General features: G+C 48.4%; 14 protein-coding genes and 1 tRNA gene. 10 read left to right on the forward strand and 5 right to left on the reverse strand.

Features of this window, described 5'->3' with window-relative positions:
* Positions 1-289: 289 nt before the first annotated feature.
* From Q4488_RS12195 to Q4488_RS12215, 5 genes are all read right to left on the reverse strand, one after another.
* A complete protein-coding gene (locus Q4488_RS12195; RefSeq protein ID WP_303580755.1) occupies positions 290-3,496 on the reverse strand; it encodes an EAL domain-containing protein in 3,207 nt (1,068 codons plus the stop codon).
* On the reverse strand, positions 3,493-4,497 hold the full coding sequence (locus Q4488_RS12200; RefSeq protein ID WP_303580756.1) for a cytochrome-c peroxidase: 1,005 nt from the start codon (positions 4,495-4,497) through the stop codon (positions 3,493-3,495). Before Q4488_RS12200 ends, Q4488_RS12195 begins: the two co-directional genes overlap by 4 nt.
* A gap of 231 nt (positions 4,498-4,728) precedes the next feature.
* Positions 4,729-5,475, reverse strand: coding sequence for a lactate utilization protein (locus Q4488_RS12205; protein ID WP_303580757.1), 747 nt, complete (start codon positions 5,473-5,475; stop codon positions 4,729-4,731).
* Positions 5,472-6,890: a LutB/LldF family L-lactate oxidation iron-sulfur protein gene (locus Q4488_RS12210; protein ID WP_303580758.1), complete on the reverse strand. Its 1,419-nt coding sequence runs from the start codon at positions 6,888-6,890 to the stop codon at positions 5,472-5,474. Before Q4488_RS12210 ends, Q4488_RS12205 begins: the two co-directional genes overlap by 4 nt.
* Positions 6,891-6,901: 11 nt before the next feature.
* Complete coding sequence (locus Q4488_RS12215; RefSeq protein ID WP_303580759.1) at positions 6,902-7,705, reverse strand: (Fe-S)-binding protein; 804 nt, start codon at positions 7,703-7,705, stop codon at positions 6,902-6,904.
* A 162-nt stretch (positions 7,706-7,867) separates the two neighbouring features.
* Between Q4488_RS12215 and Q4488_RS12220 the strand changes: the two genes are divergently transcribed.
* The 10 genes from Q4488_RS12220 to Q4488_RS12265 all read left to right on the forward strand — a co-directional run bounded on the left by Q4488_RS12220 (position 7,868) and on the right by Q4488_RS12265 (position 16,370).
* Positions 7,868-8,566 (forward strand): FadR/GntR family transcriptional regulator, encoded by a 699-nt coding sequence (locus Q4488_RS12220; RefSeq protein WP_303580760.1) that lies wholly within the window; start codon positions 7,868-7,870, stop codon positions 8,564-8,566.
* 265 nt (positions 8,567-8,831) lie between these two features.
* Positions 8,832-10,748, forward strand: a complete 1,917-nt coding sequence (gene thrS, locus Q4488_RS12225; RefSeq protein WP_303580761.1) for a threonine--tRNA ligase — start codon at positions 8,832-8,834, stop codon at positions 10,746-10,748.
* Between the two features lie 22 nt (positions 10,749-10,770).
* Positions 10,771-11,313, forward strand: coding sequence for a translation initiation factor IF-3 (gene infC, locus Q4488_RS12230; protein WP_126160090.1), 543 nt, complete (start codon positions 10,771-10,773; stop codon positions 11,311-11,313).
* A gap of 103 nt (positions 11,314-11,416) precedes the next feature.
* Complete coding sequence (gene rpmI, locus Q4488_RS12235) at positions 11,417-11,611, forward strand: 50S ribosomal protein L35 (RefSeq protein ID WP_091357366.1); 195 nt, start codon at positions 11,417-11,419, stop codon at positions 11,609-11,611.
* Positions 11,612-11,651: 40 nt separating this feature from the next.
* Positions 11,652-12,005: a 50S ribosomal protein L20 gene (gene rplT / locus Q4488_RS12240; RefSeq protein WP_019619998.1), complete on the forward strand. Its 354-nt coding sequence runs from the start codon at positions 11,652-11,654 to the stop codon at positions 12,003-12,005.
* An 84-nt stretch (positions 12,006-12,089) separates the two neighbouring features.
* Positions 12,090-13,073 (forward strand): phenylalanine--tRNA ligase subunit alpha, encoded by a 984-nt coding sequence (gene pheS / locus Q4488_RS12245; RefSeq protein WP_303580762.1) that lies wholly within the window; start codon positions 12,090-12,092, stop codon positions 13,071-13,073.
* Between the two features lie 74 nt (positions 13,074-13,147).
* Positions 13,148-15,538: a phenylalanine--tRNA ligase subunit beta gene (pheT, locus tag Q4488_RS12250; RefSeq protein WP_303580763.1), complete on the forward strand. Its 2,391-nt coding sequence runs from the start codon at positions 13,148-13,150 to the stop codon at positions 15,536-15,538.
* Positions 15,539-15,555: 17 nt separating this feature from the next.
* A complete protein-coding gene (ihfA, locus tag Q4488_RS12255; RefSeq protein ID WP_091357359.1) occupies positions 15,556-15,852 on the forward strand; it encodes an integration host factor subunit alpha in 297 nt (98 codons plus the stop codon).
* The gene (locus Q4488_RS12260) at positions 15,839-16,201 is read left to right on the forward strand and encodes a MerR family transcriptional regulator (protein ID WP_303580764.1); all 363 of its coding nucleotides are present in this window, start codon (positions 15,839-15,841) and stop codon (positions 16,199-16,201) included. The genes ihfA and Q4488_RS12260 overlap by 14 nt, the downstream gene beginning before the upstream one ends.
* 92 nt (positions 16,202-16,293) lie before the next feature.
* Positions 16,294-16,370 (forward strand) — tRNA-Pro (locus tag Q4488_RS12265).
* Positions 16,371-17,140: the final 770 nt, after the last annotated feature.

The following is a 17,140-nucleotide window of genomic DNA, read 5'->3' on the forward strand; positions in this document are numbered from 1 at the left end:
GATAACTATAGCTGTAATTTAAACGGTGAAGGTCAAAACACATAACACGTGTGACGTGATCGTATTGGTTGGCAGTGCAGCGTTTGCCACAGCACTGTGCCACTGTTCGACCCTAAGGAAGGTGCGAATAAGTCAATGACGCCTCTGGCTTACAGAGAACATAACGGACTTATTCGCACCTTCCCTAACGTATCGCTAGGGTCGACAATCGGTGTGCTTAGATGAGTGTGATGGTTGTTGCTTAAAGCCGCCGTGAGCGGTTTTATGGTGATGTGTCTATCGTCTATCGTTAGATCTCATAGTCAACGGCAGAAAGCTGAGTAAAGGTGTGATTGATTTGCTGAATCGTGGTGGCTAGTTGATCGGCCTGAGTGGGTTTGCTGAATAAGTATCCCTGAATATTGTGACAATCTAATTGGTTTAAAAACGCTAGCTGTTCAGAGGTTTCGACGCCTTCGGCAATGAGTTCTAGACCGAGGCTTTTAGACATCGCAATGATCGCTTTTACTAGGGTGGCGTCTTCTTGATTGTCGGGCAGATCGCGAATAAAAGCCCGATCTATTTTTAACTTATCAATCGGGAACAATTTTAGATAGCTTAACGATGAGTAGCCGGTACCGAAGTCATCGATAGCCAGTTTAGAACCGAGCGCTTTAAATTGTTGCAGCCAGGTAATGGCTTCGGTTGAATTTTCCAGAAAGATGCTTTCCGTTATTTCAAAGATTATTTTGCTTGGGTCGACGCCTAGGCTATTCATAATATCCGCGGCAACGTTGGCATCGAAGCCGAGTAAGCGCTGATTACTGGAGATATTAACGGAGATAGAGAGATCGTTAAGCCCTTGCTGTTGCCATTTAATGAGTTGTTCACAGCTCTGTCTGAGCACCCATAAACCAATCGGCTGAATTAAGCCGGTTTCTTCGGCTAGGGGAATAAATTCTGTTGGGCTGATAAGGCCCTTGTCTGGATGATGCCAGCGAATGAGAGCTTCGACAGCAATGACTTTACGTTGCTGACAGTTGGTGATGGGCTGATAATATAGCTCAAATTCATGGTTATTAATGGCCTGACGCAATGATTGTTCTAATTCGGTACGGTTTTTAACCTCTTCGCGCATCTGAGCATTGAAGAACTGATATTGATTGCGGCCATTATCTTTAGCTAGATACATCGCCATATCGGCATGACGTAACATGACTTCGCTATTCTGACTATCGTTGGGATAACAGGAGATACCCACACTGGCACCAATGTAAAGTGTTCGGTCGGCGAGCTGAAACGGTGGCTGAAGGATATCAATCACCTGTTTCGCAATGATGGCAGCCTCTTCTGGATCGGTAAGATCCTGTAATACAATCACAAACTCATCACCGCCAAAGCGACTTAAGAGATCGGATTCACGAATCACGGAGGTGAGACGCAGACTAACCTGCTGTAACATCTGATCGCCGACCGAATGGCCGAGGGTATCGTTAACCGCTTTGAATCGATCTAGGTCGATAAACAGCAGGGCACAGATATGGCCTGATTGATCACAGCGGTGCTGTATCGATGTCAGTTCTCGTTTAAGCATGGTTCGGTTAGGCAGTGAGGTGAGGGCATCAAAATTAGCTTGCTGACGAATTTGTTCTTCATCATTTTTACGCTGTGTCATGTCCGAGAAGACGGCGACATACTGTTCCAGCAGGCCATCGCGGTTCTGTACTGCGGCGATGGAGAGCCACTGTGGGTAGATGATACCGTTTTGACGTTTGTTCCAGATTTCACCGGACCAACTGCCATTCTTTTTCAGTGTCTGCCACATGCATCGATAAAAGTCGCTGTTTTGTTTGCCCGATTGAAGTACCTGAGGCTTTTTGCCGACAACGTCTTGTGCTGCATAACCGGTAATCTCGGTAAAGGCTGGGTTGACCGAGATAATCGTCGAATCGGGGGCGGTAATCATGATGCCTTCATTGGTGGTTTCAAAGACGGTTGCCGTCATCCGTAATTGCTCTTCGGTGGCGCGGCGTTCGGTAATATCTTCTTTCACCGCGACAAAGTGAGTAATTTCACCGAGGGAATCCCTGACGGCAGAGATCGTGGCGGCTTCCCAGTATAATGAGCCATTTTTACGTTGATTGAGAAAGGTGCCATGCCAAGCATGACCGGCGAGCATTTGTTGCCACATCTGCTGATAGTTGACCGGCGATAGATCTCCAGAACTGAAGATGCTGGGGCGTTTACCGATAACTTCTTGAAGTGAGTAGCCACTAACGCTTTCGGCTTTCGGGTTAATATATTCGATGATGCCATCGGTATCGGTAATCACCACCGCCGCAGGGCTTTGCATGAGTGCCCTAGAGTATTTTCGCAGCTCCTGTTCGGTTCGCCGAGTGTCGCTGATATCCACACGCACCCAGACTTCGCCGCCTTCATTGGTTGGACTGTTACTGCAAAGATAGTAATGACCACTATCGATTTGCTGAATCGGTCGCAGATCGGCATCGCTATTTTTTTGATAGTGACAGCGACTATCGATGGCCGCTTGAATTGTTTCCATGGGGGTGCCAGGGGTTAATAATTGGCTTACCCAGGGGTAGTAACGCGAAAAATTACGATTGCTGAGAATCAGTTTTTTATCACTATCGAACAGTGCAAAGGCCTCTCTGATGTTGTCTACCCCATCTTTTAGACGTATTTGAGCCTGTTGTGTCTGCGTGTGAGATCGAACTAAGCGGAGATAAAGGAAGGTCAGCAATAAAATCAACACCGTTGTTAAACCGATCAGCACCGTGTTGACATAATCGGTCTGTTGCGTGGCTTGATTGCGGTGACTCAGATAAGCGCTATAGAGTTGATTGAAGGCGACCTTGTTCGGTACTTGTTTATATTTATTCAATAGTTGCGTCAATCGAGTTTCAGCGGTCAGATTCGAGCTGATATGAAGTTGCAGTGCCTGCATACTCTCCGATTGATCCATTGGGCGCTGAAGCTTGCCTTTTAGGGCCTTAGCATCCAGTTCACTTTTGAATATATGGTATTGGTAAAACTGAGTGGCGATCTCTCTGGCTGAGGCTAAATGAGCTTTATCCTGTGCAGCGATCGCGGCGATGAGCATCGGCAGATAGTTGAGGCCATTACGAACGGTGGCGGCATGCGTTTTAATCTGCTCGGCCAGTTTAATGCGCTGATGCAGTGTCGTACGATAGTGCTGTAGTTTTTCCTTTAATGCGCTAGGTAGATCATCAAACAGCTTGGCGGTATCGGGGTTGGTTTCTTGTTGTTGTAATTGTCGAGCAAGTTTGACGATTTCATCATAGTTTTGCTGTTGCATTGAACTAATCGTCAGAACTTCTAAATCGAGTGCATTATCAAAAGCTTGTAGTTGTAATAACACTTCAGAACGTTGCTGATTAGGCTGCGAGTATTGCGACTTGAGTAAATAAAATAAACACCCCAGCAGGCTGATAGCTAATAGGTAGATCAGGTAACGATGGGGTCTGAGCCAGATCATTCTGCTAACTCCGGGTGTTCACCGGCCAAGGAGCTGATAAAGGCGCTGATGGCAGAGACGTGCTCTTTGGGTATCTCCCTACCGAGTTGAAAGCGGCCCATGATGATAATCGCTGTATTTAAATCAGGCACGGCCCCGTCATGAAAATAGGGCGCGGTAAGCGAAGCCATTCGCAGACTTGGCACTTTAAATAGAAACCTATCGAGGGGATTTTTTGTCACGCTGTAACGGCCTAAGTCAGCTTCGCTTGGAGGCGTTGAGCGGAGCTCAAAATATTCCATAATATTGTGTACCGCACCGAAGTAAGCGTACATATTGCCGCCGACATTAGCGCCCTGATGACAACTGACACAGCCATAGGATTTAAACAAGCGGTAGCCTTGCTTCTGTTTATCAGTCAGTGCGGCTTCGTTGCCTAGCAGCCATTGATCGAAGGGCGCGTTGAGTGTTGCTAGAGAACGCTCAAACTCGACGATACTCGCGCGAATATTGTTGGCATTTAAGCCCTCAGGGTAGAGTGTTTCAAACTGCTGTTTAAGCGCCTGATCTCGATTAAGCTTATTGATAATCTCTGGCCAGTGGGTGTTCATTTCGAGTGGATTTTGCACCGGCCCATCGACCTGTTCGTGTAAGTCGGCCGCGCGTCCATCCCAGAACTGAGCAATGTTCAGCGCGCTGTTATAGACCGTGGGGGTGTTGGTTAAGCCTTTAGTACCGTTGACACCGAACGACAGTGAAACTTTATCGGCGCCGCCGCCACTTAAATCATGACAACTGGCACAGCTGATACTGTTGTTGCTCGACAGGCGAGGATCATGAAACAAGGCCTTTCCTAGCTGGACTTTGGCTTGGTTGAGGTTGCTGATTGAGGCGATTGGGGTGATCGGTTCTGAGCTAAGATCTGTTGCCGATACGAGAGCAGGAAGCAGTGTTGTCGCTAGGCTTATTATTAAAGTTAGACGGGTAACGCTGGCCCAATTGTACTGCAGTAATGCCTGCATGTTAGGCATCCTTTTGTCAGGTCGATAGTGAGAATATTAGGGGTGTATTTTAAACGTATTTTAAACGGATTAACCATGATCTGTGTGCCCAAATTGGTGTGATAATAGGCGTAAGGGCTAATTATTATGCTATCTGAGGGCGCAGCGCAGGGACGTGCCCGGTGGACGGCGATATTGCCGTCTATCGTGGCTAAAAGTTGACTGACCGAGTGACGATCAGTCAACTGCGTCTTAATCGTTAATAAGAAAGATAATCAGTGCTTTGGGGCCGTGGGCGCCCATCTGTAATGTCTGTTCGATATCGGCACTCCGAGAGGGGCCGGTAATCATATTCACGGTACGGGGCAACTGCTGATCGGGGTTGTCGCCGAAACACTGCTGTCTCAGCTTTTTCCAAGCTTCTTCATAGCTACCGACAATCGCCGAGCGATGCAGTACCACGAGATGATTGTCGGGCAGAAAATTTAGCGTAGTTGGGCTGTGAGCGTTGGAATGCAGCATTAACGTGCCGGTTTCGGCGATACCCGCAAAGCTGGTGGTGAGGCTGGCGATATCGCCGGCTTGAGCCACTCGTTCTGTGCGGTTTATCTGTTGCTGAGTCAGCGGTTCCCAGTCGAGATCGCGAAGCACCGGCGTGCTGGCGCTAATCAATTGTTTGCATTGATGTTGTGTCAGCCAATCGCAGCAGGCCTGAGGCAGCTGCTCGATATTATCCAGCTCGATCAATTCGGCCGCCGCTTCAATAGCCATGGTTTTAAACAGCGCTACCTGTTCGGCTACGGGGAGTTGAGAGCGGGCGGGAATCAGGTTGTCTGCTTTGGCGGAAAGTCGGTTGGTGACACGCTGCTGTCGCTGTGTATCGACGGAATCAGCCTTAAGACCGCGACGAATATTGTTAAAAATATCGCGGCGACTGGTCTGAGAGCGCTTATTTGAATGCATGGTTGGCTGTTGAGCGTTAATGGAATCGGTGCTCATGAGCGGTCTCCTGTTTTCTGCTGTTGTTTCCAGGCTTGCATAAAGGTTTGGCTTTGTGGTGCTGGCATATCACGCCAATCGGTCCAACCACTAGCCAAGGGAAGCTTGCTTAAGCGGCCTTTTTTTCCTGCCCAGGAGCGCATGAGCCAGTTGGATAGGCGAGTAAAACAACGGTACAAGGCTGGACGCTTGACTAAAAAAGCCCAACTGGCTAAACCATAACGAGCGGCTTTCGGTTGCAGGTGTTTTTGAAATTCATCTTCACGCCAATGACGCATCAATTTTGGCAGTGGGATTTTTACCGGACAAACCGATTCACATTTACCACAGAAGGTCGATGCATTGGGGAGCATGCCTCCTTGTTCGATACCGATCATCTGCGGCGTCAGCACTGAACCCATCGGACCGGGATAAACCCAACCATAGCTGTGTCCGCCGACAGCGCCATAGACTGGGCAGTGATTCATACAGGCTGAACAGCGAATGCAACGCAGCATCTCTTGAAATTCGGTGCCGATCATTTCACTGCGACCGTTATCTACCAGTACCACATGGAAGTTTTCTGGACCATCTTGATCTCCCTCTCGACGGGGGCCGGTGGATAACGTGTTGTAGACGGAAAACTCTTGTCCCGTGGCGGAACGGGCCAACAGACGAAGGAACAGCGTCATATCTTCGAGTGTTGGTACCACCTTTTCGATCGATGTCACGACGATATGGGTTTTTGGCAGGGTTTGGGTTAGATCACCGTTGCCTTCATTGGTGACAATGATGGTTGAACCCGTTTCGGCGACACAGAAATTCGCTCCGGTAATACCGACATCGGCGGCAACAAATTTTTCTCTGAGTACTTCACGGGCTTCCTGCATGAGTACCGCAGGATCACTGGATTTCGGGCGGTTATGGTGTGCATGAAAGGCTTCGGAGACATCTTCTAGGTTCAGGTGAATCGCGGGAGCGATGATATGGCTCGGGTGATCCTGACGCAGTTGCAGGATGTATTCTCCCAAGTCGGTCTCCACCGGCTGCACACCGTTTTGTTCGAGAAAATCGTTCAGGCCGATCTCTTCGGTGACCATCGATTTACCTTTGGTCACGGTTTTCGCATCAACCTGCTGACAGATATCCAGAATGATCTGATTAGCATCCTCGGCGGTTCTCGCCCAGTGCACATGGCCACCATTTTCGATTACCTTGGTTTCAAACTGTTCAAGGTAAAGATCGAGGTGTTCCATAATATGATTTTTAAGATCGCGTCCTTGATTCCGTAGCGCCTCAAATTCGGGCATCCGCTCTACGGCAATCGCGCGCTTTTCGGGAAAGCCGGTTTTGAGTTTTGCCAAGGCCGTTTGTAAGTTCTCATCGTGCAGTGCATCGTGCGCACGTTGTTTAAAGAACGGGGTATTAATTTGCATGGTGTCGCTCCTTAAAGTTGTTTGGCGCGATAGTAATCGGCTTCGCCAATGGCGGGTGTATCGGTCATACCCGCTAACACTTCGACAACATGACGGGCTTCTATCGGCTTGCCTTCTCGCTTGAGTTTACCGGCCATATTCAGTAGACAGCCTAAATCGCCGCCGAGTAACGTCTGTGCATCGGTGTTGCTGATATTGTGGCTCTTATTCGACACCATGCGATTGGAGACTTCAGGGTATTTAACGCAAAAAGTGCCACCGAAACCGCAACACGTTTCGGCTTCGTCCATCTCTTCGAGTTCGACCCCCTGAATGTGACTGAGCAGTTGTCGCGGTTGCTGTTTGATGCCGAGTTCGCGCAGACCGGCACAGGAATCGTGATAGGTCACTTTCTGTTCAAACCGCAGTTGCTTTAGTTGGGCTTCAAGGGCTGATGAGCCGAGCACATCGAATAGGAATGAGGTGATTTCGTGTGCCCGAGCGGCGAGTGATTTGGCTCGTTGAAAATAAGGGTCGCTGACATCAAATAGATCGGAGTATTGATGCAACATGCCAATGCAGGAGCCAGAAGGCGCCACCACATATTCATAGCCATCGAAGGCATCGAGAGTCTGTCGGGCGATGTCGGCGGTGGTTTGACGATCGCCGGAATTAAACGCCGGCTGACCACAGCAAGTTTGCCGTTCGGGCACTTCGACGCGACAGCCTGCTTGCTCTAACAGCTGTACGGTAGCGAAAGCAACGGACGGGCGAAACATGTCTGCTAAACAGGTGACAAATAGGCCGACACGCGGGCCAGATGATGTATGTGACATGAGGAGTTACCGTTTATTATTTATCGTTATAGGCTCGAGTCAGTGAGACAATTCACCGTTGTGATGGGCCTGATTGGTTACGTTACTGCTATGCAAGATAGTGAATGAACCGCCGGAAAGAAATGCTACACTGCAAACTGGTCTGACCAAGAAGTGAAAAGAATGCCGAATTTGAGTGATGAGCTGTTGCAGCAACTAAAAGAAAGCCTGTTCTCAGGCGCCTTGCTGCCTGGGGCTGAATTGCAATCACAGCGACGTATGTCAGAGGGCTTAGCGGTGTCGCGTTCGACGGTGCGCGAAGCGGTGGGGCAGCTCGAAGCTGAAGGCTATGTTGAGATTCGTCAAGGCGGTAAAACGCGAGTCAAGAATTTACTTGAGCCACACTTTAACCTGCCCTTAGGGGAAGGCAAGGCGCTGGGCGATAACCCTGAGTTTCAACGGCAGGTCTTGGAGGTTCGCGCCATGCTCGAAGGTGAGGCGGCTTATTATGCTTCGTTACGGGCCAGTGATGAGCAGTTAGCGGCGCTAGATAAAGAATATCGTCAGATGCTGCAGCGAGGTCAGCGAGAAACTACATTAGCCAAAGCCAAAGAAGACTTACGCTTTCATATGATGATCGCAGAGTCATCACATCATCTACTGATCATCTCGTTTAGTCAGTTGTTTTATACCCGTTTCTTTAATGCGATCTATGGCGTGTTAACGCGCACCCTGAAAACGTATGGTCGCTATCCGGAGGGGATTCGTGCGCAGCATAGTGCGATCCATCAGGCGATTATGAACCGTGATGCCGAGGCGGCTCGCCGCGCCGCCAGCGAGCACATTCTTTATACGCGGCGACATTTAGAGAAAGAATGCTGATTGTAGAATCAGGTTTTACTTCATGACGAATATTGAGCTTTGATTGAGCTTTGATTGAGCTTCGCTTGGCCTTAATCGCCCCGAGAAGGGGCAGCTATAGCGATCTATCTTTTGGTTAGACACGGCCTATGCAAATAGCTTTATACTTGAGTTTGCCGTAAAATACCTCGCCTGTATTACCGCTACTTGGTTTGTAACGGTAACTAAATTGTTAGGCTGGTCTGTGGTACTGATCAGTCTTATCGCTAACATATAGGAACGCACAATGCCTGTCATTACCCTCCCTGATGGTAGTAAACGCGAGTTTGCTAACGCCGTTACTGTTTTTGATGTTGCCGCCGATATCGGCGCTGGTTTGGCTAAGGTTGCCTTAGCCGGTAAAGTGAATGGTGAATTGGTGGATACCTCCCACACCATTACTGACGATGCTGAATTAGCCATTATTACGCCCCGCGATGAAGAGGGTCTTGAGGTGATTCGTCACTCCTGTGCTCATCTAATGGCGATGGCGGTGCAGCAATTGTTTCCAACCGCTCAGGTGACGATCGGTCCAGTCATCGATGACGGCTTTTATTATGACTTCGCTTACGAACGTCCGTTTACCCCGGATGATCTGCAGAAAATCGAAGCGAAGATGAAAGAGCTCGTCAAGGCCAACCATCCTATTTCCCGTTCGTTGATGAGCCGTGATGAAGCGGTACGTTTATTCGAAGAGAAGGGTGAGAAGTATAAGGTTGAATTGCTTGAAGCAATTCCGAGTGACGAAGATCTTTCATTCTACTCTCAGGGCGAGTTTATCGATCTCTGTCGTGGCCCTCACGTACCATCGACTGGACACATCAAAGTCTTCAAACTGATGAAATTGGCGGGTGCCTATTGGCGTGGCGATTCCAATAATGAGATGTTGCAGCGTATCTATGGTACTGCTTGGGGCGATAAAAAAGACCTTAAAGAGTATCTGCATCGTCTAGAAGAAGCGGAAAAGCGCGATCACCGTAAACTGGGCAAACAGTTAAATCTGTTCCATTTGCAAGAAGAAGCGCCGGGTATGGTGTTTTGGCATGCCGATGGCTGGAAGCTGTATCAAACAATCGAGCAATACATGCGGACGAAACAGCGTCAGCATAGTTATAATGAGATTAAAACTCCGCAGGTGGTTGAACGTACGCTGTGGGAAAAATCCGGTCATTGGGATAAATTCTCCGAGGAGATGTTTACCACTCATTCCGAGAACCGTGATTTCGCTATTAAGCCGATGAACTGCCCTTGTCATGTTCAGGTGTTTAATCAGGGATTGCGTTCATACCGCGATCTGCCGTTGCGTTTAGCTGAGTTTGGCTGCTGTCACCGTAACGAACCTTCGGGCGCGCTACACGGCATTATGCGGGTGCGTGGCTTTGTGCAAGATGATGCCCATATCTTCTGTGCCGAAGATGATATTCAGAGCGAAGTCGCGCGCTTTATCGACTTCTTGCACGAAGTCTATGCTGACTTTGGCTTTAGTGAAGTCATCTACAAGCTATCGACTCGTCCAGAAAAACGTGTGGGTTCGGATGAGGTTTGGGATAAAGCGGAAAAAGCTTTGGGCGATGCGCTCGATGCGGCTGGTTTAGACTGGGATGAACTGCCGGGCGAAGGTGCTTTCTATGGCCCTAAAGTTGAATTCTCGTTGAAAGACTGTCTAGGACGCGTTTGGCAGTGTGGTACGATTCAGGTCGACTTCTCCATGCCGGGCCGTTTGGGCGCGCAATTTGTCAATGAATCGGGCGATCGTGAAACACCGGTGATGTTGCATCGTGCGATTCTGGGTTCATTTGAACGCTTTATCGGTATTCTAATTGAAAACTTTGCTGGTGCTTTACCGACGTGGTTAGCTCCTCAGCAGGTCTCGATTCTGAATATTACCGATAAACAGGGTGAATATTGCCGTGAACTTGAAGAAAAACTCACAGAACTTGGATTCTTTGCCTCTGCGGACTTGAGAAATGAGAAGATCGGCTTTAAAATCCGCGAGCACACTATTCAGAAAGTTCCTTATTTGCTTGTTGTTGGCGATAAGGAAGTAGAAACTGGTACCGTGGCAGTACGTACCCGTACCGGTGAAGATCTCGGCACATTGTCGATTGAAGAGTTTTGCGAGCATCTGAAGCAGGACGTTGCTCAGAAAGGCCGCAAAGAATAATTAACAGATTGGAGATACAGCTATCAAGCGAGATAACAGAAGAGGGCGTAATGAGCGGAATAAGCCGCCTATAAATGAGAATATCAGCGCCCGCGAGTGTCGGTTGATTGGTCCAGATGGAACGCAGATAGGTGTTGTACCTATCAAAGACGCCCTAGAGGCGGCACAAGAAGTTGGCCTTGACCTGGTACAAATTTCTGATTCTGATCCTATCGTCTGTAAGGTGATGGATTACGGTAAGTTTTTGTACGAAAAGAAAAAAGAAGCGAATGCTGCGAAGAAGAAGCAGACGCAGATGCAGGTTAAGGAAGTCAAATTCCGTCCTAATACGGAAGTAGGGGATTATCAGGTAAAACTACGCAACCTGATACGTTTCCTTGAAGGTGGCGATAAGGTCAAGGTAACACTGCGTTACCGTGGCCGTGAAATGGCACACCAGGAGTTAGGCATGCAGCTATTAAACCGGATCGAAAAAGATCTGGAAGAGCTGGGTGTCGTTGAGCAGCGTCCAAAAATGGAAGGCCGCCAATTGATCATGGTCATAGCTCCGAAAAAGAAAAAGTAATCTGACTTCAGCGTAAAACCCGTGCTGTCTCCGCGTGAGTCAGAGACGGGTTTTGTTGTTTGTTCAGGTGAAAGATAATTAACGAATGCGTGGGGATTTAGTAATGCCTAAAATGAAATCTTGCAGCGGTGCTGCGAAACGTTTTAAAAAGACTGCTAAAGGCTTTAAGCACAAACAGTCTTACACAAGCCACATCCTGACTAAGAAAACGACTAAGCGTAAGCGTCAGCTTCGCCCAATGTTGCAAGTTGCAGCGGCAGATCAGAAATTGATCCGTCGTATGTTGCCTTACATCTAAGTCGTAGTAACCACAAATTCTCAGTTAGGAAGAAAGAAATATGGCACGTGTAAAACGTGGTGTCATCGCACACCGTCGTCACAAAAAGATCCTGAAAAAAGCTAAAGGTTACTACGGCGCTCGTAGCCGTGTATTCCGTGTAGCTAAACAGGCAGTAATTAAAGCTGGTCAGTATGCGTACCGCGACCGTCGTCAGCGTAAGCGTCAGTTCCGCGCGCTGTGGATTGCTCGTATCAACGCTGCAGCCCGCATTAATGGTTTGTCTTACAGCCGCTTTATTGCTGGCCTGAAGAAAGCATCAATCGAGATCGATCGTAAGGTGCTGGCTGATTTGGCTGTTCACGAAGCGCAAGTTTTTGCTGCTATCGTTGAAAAAGCAAAAGCTGCACTGTAAGACACCCTTACCTTCTGGTAAGTATTGATCGTTGTGATAGGGGAAGGGTGCAAACTCTTCCCCTATTTTTATCTGGAGCGGTAAATGGAAAACATTCAAATCCTGTTGGCTGAAGGCAAGCAGGCTGCAGAACAGGCAACAAGCGCACAAGATCTTGATCAGGTGCGGGTTCAGTATCTGGGTAAGAAAGGTCATCTTACCCAGCTATTGAAGGGTCTGGGCGCGCTGAGTGCGGAAGAACGTCCTCAGGCGGGTGCAAAAATTAATGAAGCGAAACAGGCATTACAGGATGTGCTGAACGCACGTCGTATTAGCCTAGAATCAGCCGCATTAGACGCGAAACTGGCGGCAGAGACGATTGATGTGACTCTGCCAGGGCGTGGTCAATCATTGGGTGGTCTGCATCCGGTAACGAAGACGTTGCAGCGGATTGAAGAGTTTTTTGCGCGGATCGGTTATTCCGTCGCCGAAGGGCCTGAAATCGAAGATGATTATCATAACTTTGAAGCGCTGAATATCCCTTCGCATCACCCCGCACGGGCGATGCACGATACCTTCTATTTCAACGCCAATACTTTGCTACGCACGCACACCTCGGGTGTTCAGGTGCGCACCATGGAAAGTCAGCAACCACCGATTCGGATCATCTGCCCAGGCCGTGTTTATCGTTGTGATTATGATCAGACGCACTCGCCGATGTTTCATCAGGTTGAAGGCTTGATCGTTGATAAAGATATCAGCTTTGCCGATTTGAAAGGCACGCTCGAGCAGTTCTTGCGGGAGTTCTTTGAGGAAAATGTCAAAGTCCGTTTCCGTCCCTCTTATTTCCCCTTCACTGAGCCGTCTATCGAAGTCGATATTGATCGGGGTGATGGTAAGTGGATGGAAGTTTTGGGTTGCGGCATCGTACACCCGAAAGTCTTTGAGTCTTCCAATATCGATCCGGAGCAGTACACCGGTTTTGCCTTCGGTATGGGGGTAGAGCGTCTGGCGATGCTACGGTATGGCGTTAATGACCTGCGCCTGTTCTTTGAAAACGATTTGCGCTTCTTGGGTCAGTTTAACTGAGTTATCAGTTGAGTTGAGCTAGGTAGCGAACGACATCGTTTAAAAGTAGATAAAGAATTTTCGGAAACAGAATTATGAAATTCAGTGAAAAGTGGTTACGTGAACTGGTCAATCCGGCGACGGATACGCAGGGTATTGCCGATCAGATTACGATGGCCGGTCTCGAAGTTGATGAGATTATTCCCGTTGCGGGTCAGTTTAGTGGCGTGGTGGTGGGCGAAATCCTGTCGGCTGAACCCCATCCTAATGCCGACAAGTTGCAGGTATGTCAGGTATCTGATGGCAATGAGACGTTTCAAATTGTTTGCGGTGCGCCAAATGCGCGTGGTGGACTGAAAACGGCCTTCGCCAAAGTCGGCGCGGTGCTGAGTTCTGCCGATGGTAGTGACTTTAAGATTAAGAAAGCCAAACTGCGTCAGGTTGAATCGTTCGGTATGCTTTGCGCCGATGATGAATTGGGTATTTCCGATGATCATGGCGGCATTATGGAGTTGGCCGCCGATGCGCCGGTCGGTACGGATCTGCGTGACTATTTAAGCCTCGATGATGTTGTTATCGATGTTGATCTGACGCCTAACCGTGGTGACTGTCTATCCATTGAAGGCTTAGCTCGCGAAGTCGGTGTGTTGAATAAAGCGCCGGTTAATTATGTCGAGATTGAATCAGTGGCGCCAAGTATCGATGATACCCTTGCGATCACGCTAGAAGATCCCGAAAGTTGTCCGCGTTATCAGGGCCGCGTGATTCGTAATATCGATGCGACCGCCACAACACCGTTGTGGATGGTTGAAAAGCTACGTCGTTGTGGTATTCGTTCGATTGATCCTGTGGTTGATGTGACCAACTATGTGTTGCTCGAGCTCGGTCAGCCGATGCATGCCTTTGATCTGTCTAAGCTCAATGGCGGTATTATCGTACGTAAAGCCAAGCCCGCTGAAAAGCTGACCTTGCTGGATGGTAATGACGTTGAGTTAGACGACAAGACGTTGGTGATTGCCGATCAGGATAAAGCGATCGCGATGGCGGGTATCTTTGGTGGCGAAGCCACCGGTGTGACGGCGGCATCAAGCGATATTTTCCTTGAGTGTGCCTACTTTAACCCGATCAATATTGCGGGACGTGCGCGCTCTTATGGGCTGCACACCGATGCCTCGCATCGCTATGAGCGTGGTGTTGATTGGCAGCTACAGCGTAAAGCGACTGAACGCGCAACGCAGCTGTTGCTGGATATTGTTGGTGGACAGGCCGGTCCGGTTGTAGAAGCGGTGGCCGATGAGCACTTGCCGACGGCCACCACGGTGACCTTGCGTCAAAGCAAAGTCAATCAGGTGTTGGCATTTGAAATGCCAGCGCTTGAAATCGAAGAGATTCTGACCCGTTTGGGTATGAGCGTTGAACGTAGCGCCGAAGGTGAGTGGTCGGTTGCGGTGCCTTCATATCGCTTCGATATCAGTATCGAGATTGATCTGATTGAAGAGCTGGCACGAGTCTATGGTTATAACAACCTGCCGGTTAAAGTACCAACCGCTGAACTGAATATGATCGCTAACGATGAGTCTAAAGTGACGCTCAATCGCGTTCGGGCTCAGTTAGTCGGACGTGGTTATCAAGAAGCGATTACCTATAGCTTTATTGAAAAAGGCTTGGCGGCGCAGTTTGATGATCAGCATGAGGCGAAAGCCTTGGCTAATCCGATTTCTGCCGAAATGGCGGTGATGCGTACGAGTATTTGGCCGGGTCTGGCAAAGGCGTTGCAATACAACCAGAATCGTCAACAAGCTCGCGTGCGATTATTTGAAACCGGACAGCGTTTCCTACCTGAAGGTGATCAACTAATTCAAGAAAACGTTGTGGCAGGCTTAATCTGCGGCCCGCGTCAGTCTGAAGGCTGGAATGCGGATAACACCAGCGTGGACTTCTATGACCTGAAAGGAGATGTTGAATCTTTGCTGGGCTTGGGTGGTTGTGCGGATCAATATAGCTTTGTCGCAGAGCGTCATGTTGCCCTGCACCCGGGTCAATCGGCGGCGATTAAGCGTAATGGTGAAACCGTCGGCTTTATGGGGGCGTTGCACCCTGAGTTGGTCAAGAGTCTTGGATTGACAGGCCCCGTGTTCCTGTTTGAGATCGTTCAGTCAGTGCTGTTGGACGGTGGCTTACCACGCTTTACAAGCTTGTCTAAATTTCCTGAGAGCCGTCGTGATTTGGCTTTACTGGTGAATGAGACGGTAGCCTTTGAAGATCTGCGGGCTGTTGCGCTGCAGCAGGGTGGTGAATACCTTAAAGCGGTGACCCTGTTCGATGTTTATCAGGGTAAAGGTGTTGAACCTGGTCAAAAAAGCATCGCTTTGGGCTTGACCTGGCAGCATCCTTCGCGCACTCTTAACGATGAAGAGATCAACGAAGTTATTGATTTTGTTGTGTCTGCACTGAAAAATGAGTTCGGTGCTACATTAAGAGTGTAATCGACAGGGGTATTCTGATGGGCTCTTTGACTAAAGCAGATATGGCTGAGCGCCTGTATGAAGATCTGGGGCTTAATAAACGCGAAGCAAAAGAGATGGTGGAAGCCTTCTTTGACGAAATTCGTATGAGCCTAGCTGAAAATGAACAGGTAAAGCTCTCTGGTTTCGGTAATTTCGACCTGCGTGATAAACGTGAACGTCCGGGGCGAAACCCGAAAACGGGTGAAGAGGTGCCTATTTCAGCACGCCGGGTGGTGACATTCCGCCCGGGCCAAAAGCTTAAGGAACGTGTGGAAGCCTATGAAGGAGACTGATTCAGTCTCGGAAGATTTGCCCAGTATCCCGACAAAGCGCTACTTCACTATTGGTGAAGTAGCGGGTTTGTGTGATGTTAAGGCGCATGTTTTGCGTTATTGGGAGCGGGAGTTTCCACAAATTCGTCCGGTTAAACGTAGTGGACGGCGTTATTATCAGCGTCAAGATGTGCTGATTATTCGTCAAATCCAAGGATTACTGCATGATCAAGGCTATACCATTAGCGGTGCCCGTCAATGGCTCAATGGCGAGCAAGCCGTGGATGATACTGCCCGTTATAAGCAATTGATTCGTCAGACCATCACTGAACTAGAGGATATTCGTAAGCTGCTGAAATCGGTGAAGTAAATCGATAAAAAGTGCTTTTCAGATGTTCATTGTTGGCGTAGTATAGCCACCTCAATTGGAACGCCAAAGCTTATTAGCTTTTCGTTCATCGTCGGGACATAGCGCAGCCTGGTAGCGCACTACTCTGGGGGAGTAGGGGTCGTGGGTTCGAATCCCGCTGTCCCGACCAATTTTTTTAGTAACAACCTTCCATTTTTTTTCATTCCAATCGACTCTAAGCCTGTAAAATAAGGCTTTCGCGTATTTTTTCTACATTTCTTTTGATTGCATAGTAAGCCTTGTACTTAGTGAGAAAATTGCACAGTAAAGGCTATATTTCATGATTTTCTCCCCAAATCTACCCTACAGAATGGGGCGGTGAGTTTTTTGCGATATCTGGCTCAGTACTTTAGTTATTGTTTTGTGATAGATACTGCCCAGGGGGATGTCTGCTTTGTGCCAAAAGCGGACATACTTACCAGTGATTAGTACGGCGGGGTAGGGCTTTTCTTAAACCTTCCAGAACTTTACTCCAACCTATACGTTCTTTCCATAATTTGCCATTTACCCATACCTTATAGCAATCAATGCGGTTACTACGGTATAGTTCAATTCGATGGGTAACTGGAGTACCCGTATCATAGTCTGTAATTTCAATTGATCTGCGTAAGTCAGGTAGTTCAGGCGGGTATTCAGGATGAACACCATTAATCCTTTTTTCCTCTCTGGCAGCCCTTGCCCTCGCAAATTGAGTCATAGATTCCTGATACTTTCTGCTTCTACGGTACATAGCTTTCCCATCCATGGATTGAAAATGTACCTTACAAGGTAGCAAAGCTTGCAAGTTTTTAAACCTTGTAAGGGCAGACTATTAAATTGTTATGCGCTTTGTAGGTATCACCGAAATATGAAGTTAAAAAAGTTATTGAGTCATGATTTCATAAAGAAGTTCAATGAATT

The organism is Amphritea sp. 1_MG-2023 (assembly GCF_030547545.1).
Lineage (GTDB): Bacteria > Pseudomonadota > Gammaproteobacteria > Pseudomonadales > Balneatricaceae > Amphritea.